General features: G+C 52.2%; 15 protein-coding genes. 14 read left to right on the top strand and 1 reads right to left on the bottom strand.

What is annotated here, in order from left to right:
• Positions 1-32: 32 nt before the first annotated feature.
• On the bottom strand, positions 33-836 hold the full coding sequence (gene suhB / locus D5398_RS09165) for an inositol-1-monophosphatase (RefSeq protein ID WP_120507319.1): 804 nt from the start codon (positions 834-836) through the stop codon (positions 33-35).
• Positions 837-963: 127 nt separating this feature from the next.
• Here suhB and trmJ point away from each other — a divergent pair, with 127 nt between their 5' ends.
• The 14 genes from trmJ to der all read left to right on the top strand — a co-directional run bounded on the left by trmJ (position 964) and on the right by der (position 16,121).
• The gene (trmJ, locus tag D5398_RS09160) at positions 964-1,701 is read left to right on the top strand and encodes a tRNA (cytosine(32)/uridine(32)-2'-O)-methyltransferase TrmJ (RefSeq protein WP_120507318.1); all 738 of its coding nucleotides are present in this window, start codon (positions 964-966) and stop codon (positions 1,699-1,701) included.
• Positions 1,702-1,917: 216 nt separating this feature from the next.
• Positions 1,918-2,412 carry a Fe-S cluster assembly transcriptional regulator IscR gene (iscR, locus tag D5398_RS09155; RefSeq protein WP_120507317.1) on the top strand — a complete coding sequence of 165 codons (495 nt, stop codon included), beginning with the start codon at positions 1,918-1,920 and terminating at the stop codon, positions 2,410-2,412.
• A gap of 208 nt (positions 2,413-2,620) precedes the next feature.
• Positions 2,621-3,790 (top strand): IscS subfamily cysteine desulfurase, encoded by a 1,170-nt coding sequence (locus D5398_RS09150; RefSeq protein ID WP_120507453.1) that lies wholly within the window; start codon positions 2,621-2,623, stop codon positions 3,788-3,790.
• 81 nt (positions 3,791-3,871) lie between these two features.
• Positions 3,872-5,182, top strand: a complete 1,311-nt coding sequence (gene pepB / locus D5398_RS09145) for an aminopeptidase PepB (RefSeq protein ID WP_120507316.1) — start codon at positions 3,872-3,874, stop codon at positions 5,180-5,182.
• 78 nt (positions 5,183-5,260) lie between these two features.
• Positions 5,261-6,124 (top strand): enhanced serine sensitivity protein SseB, encoded by an 864-nt coding sequence (gene sseB, locus D5398_RS09140; protein ID WP_120507315.1) that lies wholly within the window; start codon positions 5,261-5,263, stop codon positions 6,122-6,124.
• A 211-nt stretch (positions 6,125-6,335) separates the two neighbouring features.
• Positions 6,336-6,761, top strand: coding sequence for a nucleoside-diphosphate kinase (gene ndk, locus D5398_RS09135; RefSeq protein ID WP_013574367.1), 426 nt, complete (start codon positions 6,336-6,338; stop codon positions 6,759-6,761).
• Between the two features lie 235 nt (positions 6,762-6,996).
• The gene (gene rlmN / locus D5398_RS09130; protein WP_279635003.1) at positions 6,997-8,196 is read left to right on the top strand and encodes a dual-specificity RNA methyltransferase RlmN; all 1,200 of its coding nucleotides are present in this window, start codon (positions 6,997-6,999) and stop codon (positions 8,194-8,196) included.
• Positions 8,197-8,304: 108 nt separating this feature from the next.
• Entirely contained in the window at positions 8,305-9,042 is a 738-nt protein-coding gene (pilW, locus tag D5398_RS09125; protein ID WP_208645921.1) for a type IV pilus biogenesis/stability protein PilW, read from the top strand.
• Positions 9,032-10,027: a cytoskeleton protein RodZ gene (rodZ, locus tag D5398_RS09120; RefSeq protein ID WP_120507313.1), complete on the top strand. Its 996-nt coding sequence runs from the start codon at positions 9,032-9,034 to the stop codon at positions 10,025-10,027. Before pilW ends, rodZ begins: the two co-directional genes overlap by 11 nt.
• A gap of 42 nt (positions 10,028-10,069) precedes the next feature.
• Complete coding sequence (ispG, locus tag D5398_RS09115; protein WP_120507312.1) at positions 10,070-11,191, top strand: flavodoxin-dependent (E)-4-hydroxy-3-methylbut-2-enyl-diphosphate synthase; 1,122 nt, start codon at positions 10,070-10,072, stop codon at positions 11,189-11,191.
• Between the two features lie 133 nt (positions 11,192-11,324).
• On the top strand, positions 11,325-12,599 hold the full coding sequence (gene hisS, locus D5398_RS09110; protein ID WP_120507311.1) for a histidine--tRNA ligase: 1,275 nt from the start codon (positions 11,325-11,327) through the stop codon (positions 12,597-12,599).
• Between the two features lie 13 nt (positions 12,600-12,612).
• The gene (locus D5398_RS09105; RefSeq protein WP_120507310.1) at positions 12,613-13,233 is read left to right on the top strand and encodes a YfgM family protein; all 621 of its coding nucleotides are present in this window, start codon (positions 12,613-12,615) and stop codon (positions 13,231-13,233) included.
• 11 nt (positions 13,234-13,244) lie between these two features.
• On the top strand, positions 13,245-14,426 hold the full coding sequence (gene bamB / locus D5398_RS09100; protein ID WP_120507309.1) for an outer membrane protein assembly factor BamB: 1,182 nt from the start codon (positions 13,245-13,247) through the stop codon (positions 14,424-14,426).
• 210 nt (positions 14,427-14,636) lie between these two features.
• A complete protein-coding gene (gene der / locus D5398_RS09090) occupies positions 14,637-16,121 on the top strand; it encodes a ribosome biogenesis GTPase Der (protein ID WP_120131739.1) in 1,485 nt (494 codons plus the stop codon).
• Positions 16,122-16,151: the final 30 nt, after the last annotated feature.

The following is a 16,151-nucleotide window of genomic DNA, read 5'->3' as shown; positions in this document are numbered from 1 at the left end:
TCCGTTTTTCTTTGTATCAGAAACCGGCGGAATTAACGCTTCAGCGCTTCGCTCAGTTCATCACGCATGGCCATCAGAATGCCTTTAACGACGCGTGGGTTGCCTGCAACGATGTTGCCAGACGAGAAGTGGTTGTGGCCGCCAACAAAGTCAGTCACAACGCCGCCTGATTCACGAACCAGCAGTTCGCCACCGGCGAAATCCCATGGTTTGAGGGCGATTTCGAAGAAACCGTCAACGCGGCCAGCGGCCACGTAAGCCAGATCCAGCGCAGCAGAACCGGTGCGACGGAAATCTGCACACTCGGTGAACAGTTTACCAACGACTTTCATGTAGCTGGTTGCGTGTTGTTTTGCTTTGAACGGGAAACCGGTCGCCAGAATGGTGCCGTCGAGATCTTTCGCGTTAGTACCGCGCAGACGGTAACCGTTCAGCTGTGCGCCCTGACCGCGGGTCGCTGTGAACAGTTCGTTACGCATTGGGTCATAAACTACCGCAACTTCAGTGCGGCCTTTGATGCGCACGGCGATAGAAACAGCGAAATGTGGGAAGCGTTTAACGAAGTTGGTGGTGCCATCCAGCGGGTCGATAATCCATTGTACGTCTTTGTCTTCGCCTTCCAGTTCGCCACACTCTTCACTGATGATGGTGTGTTTTGGATAGGATTTGCGAATGACATCGATAATCATGTGTTCTGCATCGCGGTCTACGTTGGTAACAAAATCGTTGGTACCTTTTTGTGTAGATTCAACAGAGTCTGGCGTTTCGTAATGTTTGGCAATCAGGTTACCGGCCTTGCGCGCAGCGCGCACGGCGATGGTGAGCATCGGATGCATGGATATCTTCCAACTAGGATGTTAAAGAACGGGAATACGGGAAACGGCGCGCAGTATAGCAGGGGTTCTGAAAATTAACTACCGTTGTGTTAGGCTGTTGTGATTTTCCGTCTGGCTAAGAGTCCCTATGCTGCCCAATATCCGCATTGTATTAGTAGAAACGTCCCACACTGGCAATATGGGCTCAACCGCCCGTGCCATGAAAACCATGGGTTTATCCAGTCTTTATCTGGTGAATCCGTTGGTAAAACCTGACTCTCAGGCTATCTCTTTGTCTGCCGGGGCCAGTGATGTCATCGGTAATGCGAAGATTGTTGATACCCTCGACGAAGCGCTGGCTGGCTGTAGTCTGGTGATCGGCACCAGTGCGCGTTCCCGCACACTGCCATGGCCGATGCTTGAACCGCGTGAATGCGGTGAGCACAGTGCGAAAGCGGCACAAACCGCGCCGGTAGCACTGGTGTTTGGTCGCGAACGTGTCGGGCTGACCAACGAAGAACTGCAAAAATGTAATTACCACGTGTGTATTCCGGCGAACCCTGAATACAGCTCGCTGAATCTGGCGATGGCCGTACAGATTATTGCCTATGAAGTGCGCGTCGCACATCTGGCATTGCTGGAAGCCGAAAAACCGCAGATTGAATACGAAGAAACGCCGTACCCGCTGGTCGACGATCTTGAGCGTTTTTACCAGCACCTGGAAAAAACCTTGCTGGAAACCGGCTTTATTCGTCAGGCACATCCGGGTCAGGTCATGAGTAAATTACGTCGTCTGTTTACCCGTGCAAGGCCTGAATCGCAGGAATTAAACATCCTGCGTGGCATCCTGACGTCGATTGAAAAGACTCATAGCAACAAAGAATAAGCGTCAGTTCTTGATTATAATGGACTTCTTTCATTCTTTTAATCAAATGGTTACGCATTTTCATTGAATGACGAAAAGAGTGCGGAATAGCCGGGTATGTAATACTTGAGTAAAACGCTAGGTTAAATAGTTGACTGTTTTACTCGGGAATGGCAGACTCGTTTGCATGTTCCGCACTATTGAATTTTTAAGTCATTTTAAACAGGTAACCATGCTATGAGACTGACATCCAAAGGCCGTTATGCCGTGACCGCTATGCTCGACGTTGCACTGCATTCCCAGGAAGGACCAGTACCACTGGCTGACATTTCTGAGCGTCAGGGTATTTCCCTTTCTTACCTGGAGCAGCTTTTCTCGCGCTTACGTAAAAATGGTCTGGTTGCCAGTGTTCGTGGTCCGGGCGGTGGTTATTTGTTAGGTAAAGATGCTGGCGATATCGCGGTAGGTGCTGTGATCACCGCTGTTGACGAATCTGTCGATGCCACCCGTTGCCAGGGTAAAGAAGGCTGCCAGAATGGCGAACGCTGCCTGACTCACACCTTATGGCGTGATCTGAGCGAGCGCATCAGCGGCTTCCTGAACAACATTACACTGGCGGAGCTGGTTAACAATCAGGAAATCCTGGAAGTAGCCGACCGTCAGAACGGTGAAGTCCGTCGTCAGCCTAACGGACGCCAGATTGAAACCATCAATGTTAATTTAAGAGCGTAATCGCTAAATCTGCATTGATAACCGATTTAAAAAGCCCGCGGAAATGCAGATTTCCGCGGGCTTTTGCTTTTCAGACGTCAATTCTTACCGATTAGTGCCCGCAAAGTGTCATTTCCCTTTTAAGAATCTGCGAACCCGTTTTAAACTGGATGTCGTTTTTTTCATTCTTTCGTTCGAAGCCGAACGCGCAGTCCGGAGCTTACCTGCCATGAAATTGCCTATTTATCTCGATTATTCTGCCACCACGCCGGTTGACCCGCGTGTGGCGAAGATGATGATGCAGTGTTTAACACTCGACGGTACTTTCGGTAACCCGGCTTCCCGCTCTCACCGCTTTGGCTGGCAGGCCGAAGAAGCGGTGGATGTCGCCCGCAACCAGATTGCTGAGCTGATTAATGCTGACCCGCGTGAAATTGTTTTCACATCGGGCGCGACAGAATCTGACAACCTGGCGATTAAGGGCGCGGCCCACGCCCAGCGTGATAAAGGCAACCATCTCATCACCAGTCAGACCGAACACAAAGCGGTGTTAGACACCTGTGCTCAGCTGGAATCCGAAGGCTTCGACGTCACTTATTTAGCTCCGCAGGCTGACGGTATTATTCCTCCTGCTATGATTGAAGCGGCGCTGCGCCCGGACACCATTCTGGTGTCGATCATGCAGGTGAATAATGAAACCGGCGTGGTGCAGGATATTGCGACAATCGGCGAACTGTGCCGCCGTCGCGGTATTTTGTTCCATGTGGATGCGACACAAAGTGTGGGCAAAATTGCGATTGATGTCAGTGAACTGAAAGTGGATCTGATGTCATTTTCTGCGCATAAGATTTATGGGCCGAAAGGCATTGGCGCGCTGTATGTCAGCCGCAAACCGAAAGTGCGGATTGACGCGCAAATTCACGGCGGTGGCCATGAGCGCGGTATGCGTTCCGGAACGCTGCCGGTGCATCAGATTGTCGGAATGGGCGAAGCCTACCGCATTGCCAATGAAGAAATGACGGCCGAAGTGGCGCGTCTGACCGTACTGCGCGATCGTTTGTGGAAAGGTATTCAGCAGCTTGATCAGGTGTTTCTCAACGGTACGGCGAAACATGCCGCGCCAAATATTCTTAACGTCAGTTTTGCCGATGTTGAAGGGGAATCCCTGATTATGGCGCTCAAGGATCTGGCTGTATCGTCCGGTTCAGCCTGTACTTCTGCCAGTCTTGAACCCTCTTACGTGCTGCGCGCGCTGGGATTAAGCGAGGAGCTGGCACACGGCTCAATCCGTTTTTCTCTCGGACGCTGGACCACGGAAGAAGAAATTGATTACGCGATTGCGCTGGTGGTGAAATCAGTCCGACGCTTGCGTGAATTGCCGCCTGTTTATACGAAATGAAGTGCCACCCGCTGACCGGGTGATTTGCCTGTCATTGATAATAAATATTCATTGAAGATAAAAACAATCAGGAGTCCTGTTATGAGTTCCGAAGTAACAACCAATGAAGCGATGTCCGTTTTCCTTTCGTCTGAGCCAGCTGATGCACGCTGGGGCGAAAAGGCAACACTGAGCACGGATGCCGCCGGTATGACCATTCATCTGAAAGACGGCGATGCGCTGACGGCTATTTCTCGCGCGGCACGCCGCATCGACGGTCAGGGCGTTAAAAACGTCAAACTGGCGGGTGAAGGCTGGGATCTCGAAAACAGCTGGGCATTCTGGCAGGGCTTCCGTGGTCCGAAAGGCACGCGCAATGTTGAATGGGCTGAACTGTCTGAAGATGACGCGAACACGCTGAAACAACGCCTGAAAATTATCGACTGGGTGCGTAACACCATCAATACCCCGGCGGAAGATTTGTCCCCGGAGCAGCTGGCCACACGCGCTGTTGATCTGATGTGCGAATTTGGTAACGAAAAAGTCAGCTACCGCATCACCAAAGGCGACGACCTGCGTCAGCAAAGTTACATGGGGATCCACACCGTAGGCCGTGGTTCTGACCGTCCGCCGGTATTACTGGCACTGGATTACAACCCGAGCGGCGACGCGGATGCACCGGTTTACGCCTGCCTGGTCGGCAAAGGTATTACCTTCGATACCGGCGGCTACAGCCTCAAACCCAGCGCTTCTATGGATTCCATGAAAGCCGATATGGGTGGCGCCGCGACGCTGACCGGCGCACTGGCGCTGGCGGCGGCTAACGGCCTGAACAAACGCGTGAAGCTTTATCTGTGCTGTGCGGATAATATGGTCAGCGGCAACGCACTGAAACTCGGCGACATCATCCGCTACCGCAATGGCAAAACCGTCGAAGTGATGAACACCGACGCCGAAGGCCGTCTGGTGCTGGCTGATGGCCTGATCGATGCTTCTGCGCAAAACCCGGAACTTATCATCGATGCGGCAACGCTGACCGGTGCGGCAAAAACTGCCCTGGGCAACGATTACCACGCGTTGTTCAGCTTTGATGATGCACTGGCCGGCGAACTGCTGGAAAGCGCGAAGGCTGAAAATGAACCTTTCTGGCGCCTGCCGCTGGAAGAGTTCCACCGTTCGCATCTGCCTTCTAACTTCGCTGAACTGAACAACATTGCAGGTCCTGCGCATACTGCGGGCGCGAGCACGGCAGCGGCGTTCCTGTCTCATTTCGTGACGGAATATAAGAAAGGCTGGCTGCACATCGACTGTTCCGCCACTTACCGTAAAAGCGCAGCGGATCAGTGGTCTGCCGGTGCGACCGGTTTAGGTGTGCGTACCGTCGCCAACTTATTGTTAGCTAAAGCGAAGTAAGTTTCAGAAAGCAATGCATGAAACACAACGGGGCGCTTAACAGCGCCCCGTTTTATACCATTACCGGAGTCAAGAATCATGAGTGTCCCACACGATCATCTTCCTGCTGGCGCGGCGGCGACCGACGGTGAAAACGAGCTGGAGCGCCTGCTTCGCCTGTCTGTCACCGCGCCTGCGTGGCGTCCTGCGTTTTATCAAACCTTGCTGGAATCCACCGTTTTTGTGCTGGGTGATGCGGGGCAGGATGACGCTGAAAAGCAGGGCAGTGTGGCGATCACCGCAGGCAGTGAACTGAATATTTTGCACTGGGAAAAGCAGGATGGCAGTTCAATCATTCCCTTCTTTTCTTCGGTAGATGTCCTGGAAAAAGCCAGTGCCGGTGAAAGTCCGGATGAGCAGGCGTTTGTCGCGCTGCCCGCCCGCGTGTTGTTTGAAATGACACAAGGGGAAGAATTGTTTCTGAATCCAAAGTCGGAATACGGCAAGGAATTCACCCCGAACGAAGTCACGTTGTTACTGAGTAATGGCGGGCTGCATGCGCCGTCGGAGCTGGTGCTGGATAAAGAAAGCCAGCTGCTGATCGGCCAGCCGGAGGAATATCCGTCTGCGATGATCGACGCACTGACCACGCTGTTCACGCAGAAGAAGCCGGTGCGCCGTGCCTTTATGGCGCTGATCCACGATAAAGCCGTAGACGACCAGCCGAACCTGCTGATTGGTGTGGAAGCGGATGGTGATGATCAGGAAATCGACGCGCTGATCCGCGAGGCGGGTAATGTGGCGAGCGAAACGTCACCTGATAACCGCCCGGTGGATTTCTGTATCGTTTCTGAAAAGGAACGCGGTATCAGCCATTATCTGATAAGCCATACGCAGCCTTTCTATCAGCGCAAGTGGGGAAGCTGGCTGCGGAATATTATCCCGTCTTCAGGTCAGGCATAAAATCAGGGCAGAACGCCGTTTTGCCCCTGTTTTGTTTAAGGAAAATGTGCGGTTTAGGTTCGAGAGTGAATCAATCACACATTTTTTTAATTAAATGTTGTGATTCGGGTAGGCAATCTTAACTTCGCTCCCTATAATCACCGCCATTTTACGGCAGGTATAACATTAAATTAACCGGCCCTACCTATAAAAGTCAGACAGAGGTTTTTTCATGACTATCGAACGCACTTTCTCCATCATCAAGCCAAACTCCGTAGCTAACAACGACATCGGTGCTATCTACGCACGTTTCGAACGCGCTGGTTTCACCATCATCGCGTCTAAAATGTTGAAACTGACTAAAGAACAAGCTGAAGGCTTCTACGCAGAACACAAAGGCCGTCCTTTCTTCGACGGTCTGGTTGAGTTCATGACCTCTGGCCCAATCATGGTTCAGGTTCTGGAAGGCGAAAACGCTGTTCAGCGTAACCGTGACATCATGGGCGCAACTAACCCGGACAACGCTCTGGCAGGTACCCTGCGTGCAGACTTCGCTGACAGCTTCACTGCTAACGCGGTTCACGGTTCTGACGCTGTAGAATCTGCACAACGCGAAATCGCTTACTTCTTCACCGAAAGCGAAATCTGCCCGCGTTAAGATTTTTGGGTAAGCTTTGCTGGAAGATGTGCCGCAAATTTGCAAGAATTTTGTAACAGTCACTTTCCAAACATGGCAACCGTGCCCTAAAATTTGTACAATGTTGCGCCCCGAATGAGCCAGCCTCTTCGGGGCGCAATTTATTTGCAGGCTATCTGTTTGTCGTGTTTATAAAAAAACAGCCAGCTCTGCACTTCCAATACGCCATAACGTGTAACAACGAGGCCATTTTTTCATGTCAGAATTCAACACGCCCGAGCAAACCTTGTCTGAGACTACCCAAACTTCCGCAGAAGCCATCGCTGTTGTTGCGCCTGCTGCCGCAAAAATTAACCTTCTTGACCTTAACCGCAAACAAATGCGTGAGTTCTTTATCAACATGGGCGAAAAACCGTTCCGTGCTGATCAGGTCATGAAGTGGATGTATCACTACTGCAGCGATGATTTCGAGCAAATGACCGATATCAACAAAGTGCTGCGTGAAAAGCTGGCCCGCGTTGCCGAAATTCGTGCACCGGAAGTCGCTTCTGAACAACGTTCCACTGACGGCACCATTAAATGGGCTATTCAGGTAGGCGGACAGCTGGTCGAAACCGTGTATATCCCGGACGGCGACCGTGCGACGCTTTGCGTTTCTTCTCAGGTAGGCTGTGCGCTGGAATGTACTTTCTGCTCCACGGCGCAACAGGGCTTTAATCGTAACCTGCGCGTGTCCGAAATTATTGGTCAGGTATGGCGTGCGGCAAAAATCATCGGCGCCGCGAAAGTGGCGGGTACGCGTCCTATCACCAACGTGGTGATGATGGGCATGGGCGAGCCGTTGCTGAACCTTAATAACGTGGTTCCGGCGATGGAAATCATGCTCGACGATTTCGGTTTTGGTCTGTCAAAACGTCGCGTGACGCTTTCCACATCAGGCGTTGTGCCTGCGCTGGATAAACTGGGCGATATGATTGACGTTGCTCTGGCGATTTCCCTGCACGCACCTAACGACGCTATTCGTGACGAAATCGTGCCGATTAACCGCAAATACAATATCGATACCTTCCTGGCTGCGGTTGAACGCTACATTGGCAAATCCAATGCCAATCAGGGGCGCGTCACCATCGAGTACGTTATGCTGGATCACATCAATGATGGCACCGAGCATGCGCACGAACTGGCCGAGCGTCTGAAAAACACGCCATGCAAGATTAACCTGATCCCATGGAACCCGTTCCCTGGCGCGCCGTATGGCCGCAGCTCGAACAGCCGTATCGATCGGTTCTCTAAAGTTCTGATGGATTATGGCTTTACGGTTATCGTGCGCAAAACCCGTGGCGATGACATCGATGCCGCGTGTGGTCAGCTGGCCGGTGATGTTATCGACCGTACCAAACGTACGTTGAAGAAAAAAATGGCAGGCGAGCAACAGATTTCCGTTAAAGCCGTCTGATACCAGATGTGTGCTGGGCTTCACCACAGCTTTCCGGTGAAGCCCGCTGTTTTATTGTCGCTGGCAGGGTAAAGGGAATTAAGCATGACAATGAAGGGCAGTGTAAAAATGTTGATAGTGACAGGTATGTCTGTGGCTTTGCTGGCGGGTTGTTCCAGCTCACCCCAAGAGTCGCAACCGGCCAGTGGCGCAGCACAAACGCGCCTTGAGTTGGGTATGGCATACCTGAATCAGGGGAACATGGACGCGGCAAAACAGAATTTGCAGAAAGCCGTTGACGGTGCGCCGCAGGATTACCGGACGCAGCTGGGCATGGCACTTTACGAGCAAAAAAACGGCAATCAGAAAGCCGCAGAAAGCCGCTACCAGCAAGCGCTGCAGCTGGCGCCGCAAAATGGGACTGTCTTAAATAATTACGGTGCGTTTTTGTGTAGTTTAGGGCAGTATGTACCCGCACAACAGCAGTTTAGCGCAGCAGCTAATGCGCCTGATTACGGTCAGGTTGCTGACAGTCTGGAAAATGCAGGCTACTGTTTTCTGAAGGCCAATCAGAATGAGGAAGCGCGAGTGTTACTAAGCCGGGCATTAAAAGTTGATCCCGATAAAGGCGCACCCTTGCTGACTGAGGCAACCAAAGAATTTGGGAAAGGGAACCGCGCTCAGGCGAAACTATTACTGGATGTATATCAACATGTTCTGCCAGCCACTGCTGACAGCATCATGTTGCAAATTCGATTCGCTGCGTTAGCGGGCAACCCGGATAGCGTTCAACGCTACGGTAAGCAACTTGCGCGTAGTTACCCACAATCTAAACAGTACCAGCAGTTCTTAGCCAATGAATACTGAAGCCCCTCAAGAAAATAATGCAAAACTGACCACAGGCGAACGTCTGCGTCAGGCTCGTGAACAGTTAGGTCTTAGCCATCAGGCCGTTGCAGAACGCCTGTGTCTGAAAGTCTCAACTATTCGCCAAATCGAAGAAGAAACGACGCCGGCCGATCTTGCGCCGACTTTCCTGCGTGGTTATCTCCGTTCCTATGCCAAGCTGGTTCATGTACCGGAAGAAGAATTATTAGGTCTGATCGGTAAGCAAGCGCCAATCAAAGTGCCTAAAGTGGCATCAATGCAAGGGTTCTCTCTCGGTAAGTCTCGCAAAAAACGCGATGGCTGGCTGATGGGCTTTACCTGGCTGGTGGTGTTTGTCGTGATTGGTCTGACGGGTGCATGGTGGTGGCAAAATCATCAGGCGCAACAGCAGGAAATCGCCACCATGGCCGATCAGTCATCGGCACAGCTGAATCAGGATAACGGCCAGGGGCAGACTATTCCTCTGGGCGATAATGCGAATTCTGCACCGACCACTGACGATACTTCTTCTGCGCCAGCGACTGCTGCAAACGCACCGCTTGCTCAGAATAGCATTCCGTTGAACACAGCACCGGCGGCGACAGCCAACAGTGCGCCAGCGACGACGACTGCGCCGACAGAACAGGCACCTGCTGCCGTTTCTACCAGCCAGCCAGCCACCGCTGAAAACGGTCTGCCAACCGGTGATGCACAAACTGCTGCGGCAGCGGGTGCGGATCCACAAGCGGTCACTTTTACTTTTAAAGCTGATTGCTGGTTCCAGATTGATGACGCGTCAGGTAAAACCCTGTTCAGCGGCATGAAGAAAGGCGGTGAAACCTTCAGCGTGAAGGGCACTGCGCCGTATAAACTGAAAATCGGTGCGCCGGGTGCGGTAGATATCCAGTTCCAGGGCAAGCCGGTTGATTTAAGTCGTTTTGTAAAATCAAGCCGTGTTGCGCGCCTGACCTTAGCTGCCGAGTAATCGGCAGTTTGTCAGACGATTGCAACGATGGAGAGTGAAGTAATGCATAACCAAGCACCCATTACCCGTCGCAAATCAACCCGGATTTATGTCGGCAAGGTGCCTGTAGGTGACGGAGCACCGATTGCAGTGCAATCGATGACCAACACCCGCACCACAGATGTCGCGGCAACAGTCGCACAGATCAAATCACTGGAACGCGTCGGTGTCGATATTGTTCGCGTTTCTGTGCCCACGATGGATGCTGCTGAAGCATTCAAACTTATCAAACAGCAGGTTAACGTCCCGCTGGTCGCTGATATTCATTTCGATTACCGCATCGCCCTGCAGGTTGCAGAATACGGCGTAGATTGCCTGCGTATTAACCCGGGTAACATCGGTAACGAATCCCGCATCCGCTCTGTGGTGGATTGCGCACGCGACAAAAATATTCCTATCCGTATCGGTGTGAACGGCGGTTCTCTGGAGAAAGATATCCAGGAAAAGTACGGCGAACCTACGCCGCAGGCGTTGCTGGAATCAGCGATGCGCCATGTCGATATTCTTGACCGTCTCAACTTTGACCAGTTTAAAGTCAGCGTAAAAGCGTCTGACGTGTTCCTGGCCGTTGAGTCGTACCGTTTGCTGGCCAAACAGATTGTTCAGCCGTTGCATCTGGGGATCACCGAAGCGGGTGGCCTGCGTGCAGGTTCCGTTAAATCGGCCATCGGGTTAGGGCTGCTACTTTCAGAAGGCATCGGCGACACACTGCGCATTTCACTGGCGGCTGATCCGATTGAAGAAGTCAAAGTCGGTTTCGATATCCTCAAATCATTGCGTATCCGTTCCCGTGGTATCAACTTTATCGCCTGTCCGACTTGTTCGCGTCAGGAGTTTGATGTCATCGGCACCGTGAATGCGTTAGAACAACGTCTGGAAGATATCATCACGCCGATGGACGTTTCGATCATCGGCTGTGTGGTTAACGGTCCGGGCGAAGCACTGGTTTCCACCTTGGGCGTGACCGGCGGTCATAATAAAAGCGGTTTCTATGAAGACGGTGTTCGTCAGAGAGAACGCTTTGACAACAACGACATGATCGACCAGTTAGAAGCCAAAATTCGCGCCAAAGCGGCGCTGATGGATGAGAGTAAACGTATCGTTATCAATCATCTTGAAAAGTAACATCGGTTGCGGGTGTCAGCGTACACCTGCATTATATTGAACCCGACTGGGGTGACTGAGACTGTGCGTTGAACCACAGCCCACAAAGCCCCTATAATCGGGTTCATTTTTTATAAAACGATAGAGAACTGACGTGGCAAAGAATATCCAGGCCATTCGCGGCATGAACGACTACCTGCCAGAAGACACTGCACTGTGGCAACGCATTGAAGGATCGTTGAAACAGGTGCTCGGCAGCTACGGCTACAGTGAAATCCGTATGCCGATTGTAGAGCAGACCCCCTTGTTTAAACGCGCTATCGGCGAAGTGACCGATGTCGTGGAAAAAGAAATGTATACCTTTGAAGACCGCAACGGCGAAAGCCTGACGCTGCGTCCTGAAGGTACGGCGGGCTGCGTGCGCGCCGGTATTGAACATGGTCTGCTGTACAATCAGGAACAGCGTCTGTGGTACATCGGTCCGATGTTCCGCTACGAGCGCCCGCAAAAAGGCCGCTATCGTCAGTTTAATCAGCTGGGTGTGGAAGTCTTTGGCCTGCAAGGCCCGGACGTTGATGCAGAATTAATTCTGCTGACTGCCCGCTGGTGGCGTGCGCTGGGGATTTCTGAGCACGTTGCACTGGAACTGAACTCTATCGGTTCACTGGAAGCCCGCGCCAACTATCGTGATGCGCTGGTGGCTTTCCTTGAGCAGCACAAAGACAGGCTGGATGAAGACTGCAAACGTCGCATGTACAGCAATCCGCTGCGCGTTCTGGATTCTAAAAATCCGGATATTCAGGCGTTATTAAATGATGCGCCGGAGCTGGGTGATTATCTTGATGAAGAATCAAGAGAACACTTTGCAGGTCTGTGTGAACTTTTAGACCAGTCTGGCATCCCATATACGGTTAATCAGCGACTTGTGCGCGGTTTGGATTATTACAACCGCACCGTGTTCGAATGGGTAACTCACAGTTTAGGCTCACAAGGTACCGTGTGTGCCGGTGGCCGTTACGACGGTCTGGTCGAGCAACTGGGTGGCCGTGCAACGCCTGCAGTCGGTTTTGCGATGGGCCTTGAGCGTCTGGTGTTACTGGTTCAGGCCGTAAACCCGGAATTCAAAGCGCCGTCCACTGTCGATGCCTACGTGATTTCTTCCGGTGCCGGTACGCAAAGCGCGGCCATGCAACTGGCTGAAAAATTGCGTGATGCATTGCCTGAGCTGAAAGTCATGACTAACTACGGTGGTGGTAACTTCAAAAAGCAATTCGCCCGTGCTGATAAATGGGGTGCACGCATTGCCCTGGTATTAGGCGAAGATGAAGTTGCTAATCAGCAGGTTGTGGTAAAAGACCTGCAGAGTGGAACGCAAGAAACGCTGGCGCAGAGCGAAATCGCCGCGCGTCTGGCTTCGATGTTGGGTTAAGGAGAAGGACACTGTGGAAGTCTATACCACTGAGAATGAACAGGTTGATGCTGTACGTCGCTTCTTTGCCGAAAATGGTAAAGCGCTGGCCATCGGCGTTGTTCTGGGTATTGCAGCCCTGGGCGGCTGGCGTTTCTGGCAGAGTCACCAGGACACTGCCCTGACAGAAGCTTCTGCGTCTTTCCAGAAAGCTAATCAGTCGATGACTGGCGATAATGCGCAAGGCGTGGCCAGTCTCGAGAAGTTTGCTCAGAGCAATGACAATAATTACGGGGTGTTTGCTGCCCTGCAACTGGCTGATCATTTCGTTGAGACCAAAGATTTCGCGAATGCTCAAAAGCAGTTAGTTCAGGCACAAGGTCAGGCTAAAGAAGATAATTTACGCTCGCTGGTGAATTTACGTTTGGCTCGTATCCAGATGCAGCAAGGCAAATTTGATGATGCACTCAAAACGTTAGATGGCGTGAAGGGTGAAGGCTGGGCGGCTATGCAGCAAGGCATCCGTGGTGATGTTCTGCTTGCGAAAGGCGATGCAAAAGGCGCACGTGAAGCCTACAGCAAAGGACTCGATTCTAAACCCTCTCAAACGCTGCAAACTGTGCTGCGTATGAAATTGAACAACTTAGCCAGCTAAGGGGAACCCCGATGCAATTGCGTAAAACACTCTTGGTAGGATGGGTTTCAGTTGCCCTGCTGAGTGGCTGTTCATTGTTTAACAGCGAAGAAGACGTGGTAAAAATGTCTCCGCTGCCAAAAGTTGAGAATCAATTTACTCCGACTAAAGTCTGGAGCAAATCCGTAGGCGACGGTGTAGGCGACTTCTATTCCAACCTGCGTCCGGCCTGGCAGGACAGCACTATCTATGCTGCTGATCGTTTTGGTGTGGTTAAAGCACTCGACGCCGACAGCGGTAAAGAAAAATGGAGCGTTAACCTGTCTGAAAAGACCGGCTTCCTCTCCCGGAACATTTCCGCACAGCTTTCCGGCGGCCTGACGGTATCGGGTAGTCATGTGTATGTCGGCAGCGAAAAAGCTGTGGTGTATGCATTGAACACTTCTGATGGCACCGTGGCCTGGCAGACCAAAGTCGCGGGTGAAGCCCTTTCCCGTCCTGTGGTCAGCGATGGTTTGATTCTGGTACACACCGGCAACGGTATGTTGCAGGGGCTGAGCGAGTCCGATGGTACAATCCAATGGACAGCTAACCTCGATATGCCAACGCTTTCCCTGCGTGGCGAATCGGCTCCGGCCGTGGCCTTTGGTGCAGCTATCGTCGGTGGTGACAACGGTCGCGTCAGCGCAGTACTGATGAAAGAAGGTCAGCTGATCTGGCAACAACGTATCTCCCAGACTACCGGCACCACTGAAATTGACCGTCTGAGCGATGTAGATACCACGCCGGTTATCGTTGATGGTGTTGTGTATGCACTGGCTTATAACGGCAGTCTGGTGGCGATGGATCTTCGTTCTGGTCAGATCATGTGGAAACGTGATGTAGGCTCAGTCAACGACATCATCGTCGATGGCGGCCGCATCTACATGGTTGACCAGGATGACCGCGTAATGGCGCTTGATACCCAGGGTGGTGTCAGCGTGTGGCGTCAGAGTGAATTATTGCACCGTAACCTGACAGCCCCCGTGTTGTATAATGGTTACATCGTGGTCGGTGATTCCGAAGGTTATCTGCACTGGATCAACACCACAGATGGTCGTTTTGTGGCTCAGCAGAAAGTCGACAGTGACGGCTTCCTGAGCGGACCGATTGTGGCCAGTGACAAGCTGGTCGTGCAGGCGAAAGGTGGCGAAGTTTACTCCTTCACCCGCTAATATCGCGACCTGCGTCAGGCTCTGAGATCGGTTGATCCCAGGCTTTAAAACGGCTCCTGAATTGCTCAGGGGCCGTTTCGTATTCTGAAATCTGCGCAATGGGTTTTGATGAATTGCGCTGTAACAATTTGAATTTTAGTGGTTTGTATTGAAATTCTGCAGGCCAGCTATTTGCGTTTTGCACCATATTAAAAAAACTGAGGCTTCAAAATGATACCTGTCGTTGCGCTTGTAGGGCGCCCGAATGTGGGTAAATCCACTTTATTTAACCGTTTAACCAAAACGCGTGACGCGCTGGTTGCGGATTTCCCGGGTCTTACGCGTGACCGCAAGTATGGTCGTGCCGAAATTGAGGGTAATGAATTCATCATCGTGGATACCGGTGGTATTGACGGTACCGAAGACGGCGTAGAGACCCGCATGGCGGGGCAGTCTCTGCTCGCTATCGAAGAAGCGGATATCGTCCTGTTCATGGTCGATGCACGTGCGGGCCTGATGCCTGCCGATCAGGGCATTGCCCAGCATCTGCGCAGCCGTGAAAAAGCCACTTTCCTGGTCGCGAATAAGACTGACGGTCTGGATCCGGACAGCGCTGCCGGCGATTTCTACTCGCTCGGTTTAGGCGAAGTTTATGCTATCGCCGCTTCACACGGTCGTGGCGTCACGCAGCTTATCGAACACGTTCTGATCCCGTTCGTGGGTGAAAAACCGGTAGAAGTCGAACTCACCGAAGAAGAGGCTAACGCCGCTTACTGGGCTGAGCAGGAAGGCACCGGTGATGAAATCCCTGAAGACGTGGAAGACGATTTCGACCCGCAATCTCTGCCAATCAAACTGGCTATCGTAGGACGCCCGAACGTAGGTAAGTCCACACTGACTAACCGTATTCTGGGCGAAGAGCGCGTCGTGGTATACGACATGCCGGGCACCACGCGTGACAGTATTTATATCCCGATGGTGCGTGACGAACGTGAATACGTTCTGATTGACACCGCCGGTGTGCGTAAGCGCGGAAAAGTGACTGAAACCGTGGAGAAATTCTCGGTAATCAAAACCCTGCAGGCGATTGAAGATGCCAACGTGGTCATGTTGGTCATCGATGCCCGTGAAGGCATTTCAGATCAGGATCTCTCACTGTTAGGTTTCATCCTCAACAGCGGACGCTCACTGGTGATTGTTGTCAACAAGTGGGACGGCATGAACGAAGAAGCGCGTGCGCAGGTGAAAGATCAGCTGGAACTGCGCCTCGGTTTCGTCGATTTCGCGCGTATTCACTTCATCTCTGCCCTGCACGGCAGCGGCGTCGGCAATCTGTTTGAGTCAGTCAACGAAGCTTATACCTGCGCGACTACGCGTGTAAGCACTTCCTTACTGACCCGTATCATGCAGATGGCCGCTGACGATCACCAGCCACCGTTGGTTAACGGTCGTCGCGTTAAGCTGAAATATGCTCACGCCGGTGGTTATAACCCGCCAATCGTGGTTATCCACGGTAACCAGGTGAAAGACCTGGCGGATTCCTATAAACGCTATCTGATGAACTATTTCCGTCGTTCACTGAAAGTGATGGGTACGCCAATCCGCATTCAGTTCAAAGAGGGTGAGAACCCGTATGAAGGCAAGAAGAACTCGCTTTCCCCGCACCAGCAGCGTAAGCGCCGACGTCTGATGCAGCACCTGAAAAACAAATCCTAAACGAATGGGGTGCATGAGAATGTACCCCAT

It is taken from the genome of Rahnella bruchi, assembly GCF_003614975.1.
GTDB lineage: Bacteria > Pseudomonadota > Gammaproteobacteria > Enterobacterales > Enterobacteriaceae > Rahnella > Rahnella bruchi.
The sequence above is the reverse complement of the archived record's forward strand: the minus strand, read 5'-3'. Positions and strand labels throughout refer to the sequence as shown.